This is a genomic window from Dehalococcoidales bacterium, from assembly GCA_035529395.1.
In the GTDB taxonomy this organism is placed as follows: Bacteria; Chloroflexota; Dehalococcoidia; order Dehalococcoidales; family Fen-1064; genus DUES01.
The window spans coordinates 1-4,409 of the sequence record DATKWT010000087.1 but is presented as its reverse complement, the minus strand read 5'-3'; the positions used below and the strand labels follow the sequence as shown (position 1 = coordinate 4,409).

Here is a 4,409-nt window from a genome sequence, read left to right as displayed (position 1 = left end):
TTTGAAGTGCACAACCGAAACAAGAAGAGCCTGGCCCTGGACTTGAAGACGGAGAAAGGCAGAGATATCCTCCACGCCCTCGTTAAGGCATCTGACGTGTTCATGTCCAACTATGAACTGGCTGCACTCCGGAGGCTGGGCATGGACTATCCTGCTCTGAGCGGCACTAACCCGCGTCTCATCTATGCTTTCCTGACTGGTTACGGTACTGAGGGGCCTGACAAAGACAGACGAGGATTCGACATGGCGGCAGCCTGGGCCAATACGGGAATGCAGTACCTGCTTGGTGAGTCCGGAAGCATTCCACCGACACAACGGGGTGGTGTGATGGACAGGACAGTGGGATTCCACATGGTCGCCGGCATCCTTGCTGCCCTGCTCCATAGAGAGAAAACCGGGCAGGGGCAGCTACTGGAACTGTCTCTCTATCACTCGGGGGTGTGGACGCTGGCGGCCGACCTCCAGCTTGCCCTGGGCGGCCTGCCCGTGGCACCGCACGACCGTGCCAGGGTGCTGAATCCTCTTGTCGGCAAATACCGCACCAGAGACGACCGCTGGATTCAACTGGTCATGCTTCAGTCCGACCTCTCGTGGCACGATTTCTGCCAGGCTGTAGCGAGGCCGGACCTGGAGAACGACCCCCGGTTCATTGATATGGAAGTCCGTGCGCAGCACTGCGAGGAGCTCATCGATATCCTTGATGAAGTCTTTGCCCGCCGGAGCGCGGACGAATGGGAGACCACTCTGAGAGAGCACAACTGCATCTACGGACGGGTCAGAACGCCTGACGAAGTCCTTGCCGACCCGCAGGCGCTGGCTAACGACTTCTTTACTGAGATAGAGCACCCGGTGGTGGGCCGCACCAGGATGGTAACCACGCCGGTCAGGTTCCATCAGAACCCCGCTTCCCTGAGGCACACCGCTCCCGAGACAGGACAGCACACCGAGGAAGTGCTCCTGGAACTGGGATATGACTGGAATGATATTGCCCGGCTTAAGGATGAGGGTATTATCCTATAGGCACAACTCCATGGGCGTAATCCCATGGGCGTAGTCCCATGGGCGTAATTCTGCAGGAGGGTTTCGAAATGACAGCGAGACCGAAGAAAGTCATAATCCTGGGGCTGGACGCCCCCATTGCTCCCAGACTCTACAAGTACTGCAAAGAGGGCAAACTGCCCGCCATGGCCAGAGTCATCAACAATGGGGTCTGGGCAAAGAATGCCATGCTACCATTGCCAACAATCACACCACCCAACTGGACCGCCATATCCACAGGTGCCTGGCCCAGCACCGCCGGCATCACCGATTTTAACGTACACTACCCGGGAGAGCCCCTGAACCGCAGCCACGGCGGCTTCTACAGTGGCGATGTCAAGGCAGAGTTCGTCTGGAACGCCATTGCTCGCGCTGGCAAGAAATCAGTAGTCATCAACTACCCGGGTACCTGGCCCCCGATGGTAAAGGACGGCTATCAGATTGGAGGTGCTGGTGTAGACGTCAACCACTACTTCTGGCCGGCTGGCGCCTTTGGCAGCGAGACGGAAGAGCCTCCGCCATCAATTGACGACGAGACAGCCTTCCGCTTCGCCCAACATGGTGTCGAGGCAGGTGGTGCCATGGCCGCTCCGCGATGTGCCCTGTCCTACGAGCGTATCTTCGTCACCAATCCGTTCCAGTCCGGCGTGGTACGCGCACAACCTTTCGCGGGTACGCCAGGTCAGGGACAACCGGACGTCATCGCCCTGAAGGAGCCTGATGGCTGGAGCAACATGCCCCCGGCCAGGAAAGCACTGGAGGCCATCCTGGTTGTTCGCCCTTCATCGGGTCGCTATCGGATGCAACGCCCGGTTTGGCACATGCTCGTGCTGGACACCAGGGGGGAAGGCTACGACCGTGTGGTCATCTGCGACAGCAAGGATGCCTCTTCGCCTATGGCTGTTCTGGAAAAAGGGCAGTGGTCACCCATTATCACCCGAGAATTCCCCACCGAAGCGGGGCCCAAGAAGGCGGGTTTCACACTTAAGCTCCTTGAACTCTCCAGAGACGCCGAAGACATCCGTATCTACCATAGCTGCATCTGCGCGTTGGACGGCTGGTCCTACCCTGATTCGCTGGCCGCCGAGATTAAGTCGGAAAAAGGGCTGCCTTATCCAGAATCCGGGTTCACCGGGTTCGATCGCGGCTGGTTTGATACCGACACCGTGCTCGAACTGGCGGAGCTGGAGCAACAGTGGTGGAGCGATGCCTGCACCTACATCCTGAGAAACAAACCCTGGGACCTCTTCATGATGCAGTACCATCTTCCCGACCATGCCTGGCACTCCATCTCCTGGATGATGGACCCCGCCACTGCCCAGAGTGAGGCCGAGTGGAAGAAGTACCAGGAGGTGGAGTTGGCCATATACCAGGTCTGTGACCGTTTTGCTGCTGACCTGTTTGCCTGTGTCGACGAAAACGAGACTGTATTTGCCCTGATTTCAGACCATGGTGCCAAAGCCACCAACGGCCCTACCCCAAACCTCCAGAAGATTCTGGAAGATGCCGGCCTCCTGATGAGAAACGAGGACGGTAGTATCAACTGGTCCAGGACAAAGGCGGTGGGACAGAGGTCTGTGTATGTCTACGTGAACGTCAAGGGGAGAGACCCGGACGGAATCGTCGAACCGGGGGAAGAGTATCACCAGGTACAGGAGGCGGTAGTCAGGGCTTTGACTGAATACGTTGACCCTGCTACCGGCCTAAAACCGATACTGTTTGCCCTGAAGAAAGATGATGCTCGTTTCATCAACATCTATGGCGACTACGTTGGTGATGTCGTTTTCGCGGCCAGCGAGCGCTTCGGCGGCCAGCACGGTCCCTTCCTGCCCACGGCTGAGTGGGGGTTGGGTTCGCTGCGCGGCGTGTTCACGTTGTCAGGCCCCGGTATTAAGAAGGGGGTGGAGCTGGAACGCAATGTCTGGTGCCTGGACCTGATTCCCACCATCTGCTATCTGGCTGGTTGGCCGATGCCCAGGGATGCGGAAGGAGCCATAATCTTCCAGGCACTGGAGGAACCGGACCCGAAGTAAACCTGCGTCTTCCGGGTGACTGGCAGAATGGTGCGGCACCTGGTGCGTTTCTGAACCACGCTGACGAAGAGAAACTCAGACGACCAGGCAGCAGGGCGGCGTGTATGGTTAGCCGGAAACTGCCGGGATTACTAAGAACTAAAGGAGGGTTGTGGTGACTCAGAATTCAGACATAGAGGAAGTAAAAAAGCTCCGGGGTAAAGATGAAGAGCTTGCTCCGGACGTAATCAAGATAGGACGAGTTGTCCCGGTAGCCGGGCCGAGCGGGGTGGTTATTACCGGGGAAGGGTTGGTGGTGGTTGATACCGGTATGCCTCAGGGTGGGCCGGACAGGGTCAGGAGGATAAGGGAAAGGACAGACGCTCCTTTCCACACCATCATCTACTCACACGGTCACGGAGACCACACCGGCGGCGTGCATGCCTTCCTGGAAGATGCCGAGCAGAGAGGTCACCCCCGACCACGAATCATCGGTCACGAACTGTTGGCCAAGCGGTTTGATAAGTACCGGATGCTGGCCGGACGGCGTCGGTACATCGGTTCTCTCCAGTTCCCCGGTCCCGAAATGCAGAGGGCCCAACAGAAGCAGGGAAGCAGCCCACGTCCGTCGCCGTACGTCTATCCTGATACTACTTTCTCGGACTATATGGAGTTCAAGTTGGGGGGCTTCACCTTCGAGATTCGCCATGCCCCGGCGGAGACGGAAGACACCATCTGGGTGTGGGTGCCGGAGCGTAAGCTTGCCATGATTGGTGACCTGCTGATTGGCGGCTGTCCCAATACCGGCAATCCGTTGAAGGAGCAGCGCTATACTCTGGAATGGGCTGAGGCTCTGGAGAAGATAGCCGACAAGGACCCGGACTTTATCATTGCCGGTCTCGGCGTTCTACGTAGTGGTCTGGCACGAGAAAGGTGTCTGAAAACGGCGAAGTTCCTGCGATACATCCAGGATGAGGTTGTCCGGCTGCTAAACGAGCAATACTGGATTGAGGACATACTGGAGAAGATAACAATACCCGAGGATATGGCCAACGACCCCTGGCTTGTGGGAGCCTACGGCCACCCCACGTTTGTCATACACGACGTCTACCGGCGATACACCGGCTGGTACGACGGCAATCCGAGCGAGCTATTCCCTTCTCACAGCTCTACAATAGCAGCTGAGGTTACCGGACTCACCGGTGCGGAACAACTGATTGAACGTGCCAGAGAGTTGCAGCAGAAAGGTGACATTCAGCTTGCCCTGCATCTGGTGGATTTCGCCATCGGAGGTAGTGACGACGCTTCAAAACACAAGGAGGCTTCACTTCTCAAAGCCGCACTGCTGGATGCCAGGGC

The 4,409-nt window shown here is 57.7% G+C and carries 3 protein-coding genes; all 3 read left to right on the top strand.

All coding sequences use genetic code 11. From position 1 onward, the window contains the following. The coding region (locus VMW13_05735; GenBank protein HUV44313.1) for a CoA transferase at nt 1-1,020 on the top strand (1,020 nt) is incomplete at its 5' end. A 68-nt stretch (nt 1,021-1,088) separates the two neighbouring features. Then, the gene (locus tag VMW13_05730; GenBank protein ID HUV44312.1) at nt 1,089-3,071 is read left to right on the top strand and encodes an alkaline phosphatase family protein; all 1,983 of its coding nucleotides are present in this window, start codon (nt 1,089-1,091) and stop codon (nt 3,069-3,071) included. 154 nt (nt 3,072-3,225) lie between these two features. Then, nucleotides 3,226-4,409: alkyl sulfatase dimerization domain-containing protein (locus tag VMW13_05725; protein HUV44311.1), on the top strand; the 1,184-nt coding region annotated here is incomplete at its 3' end.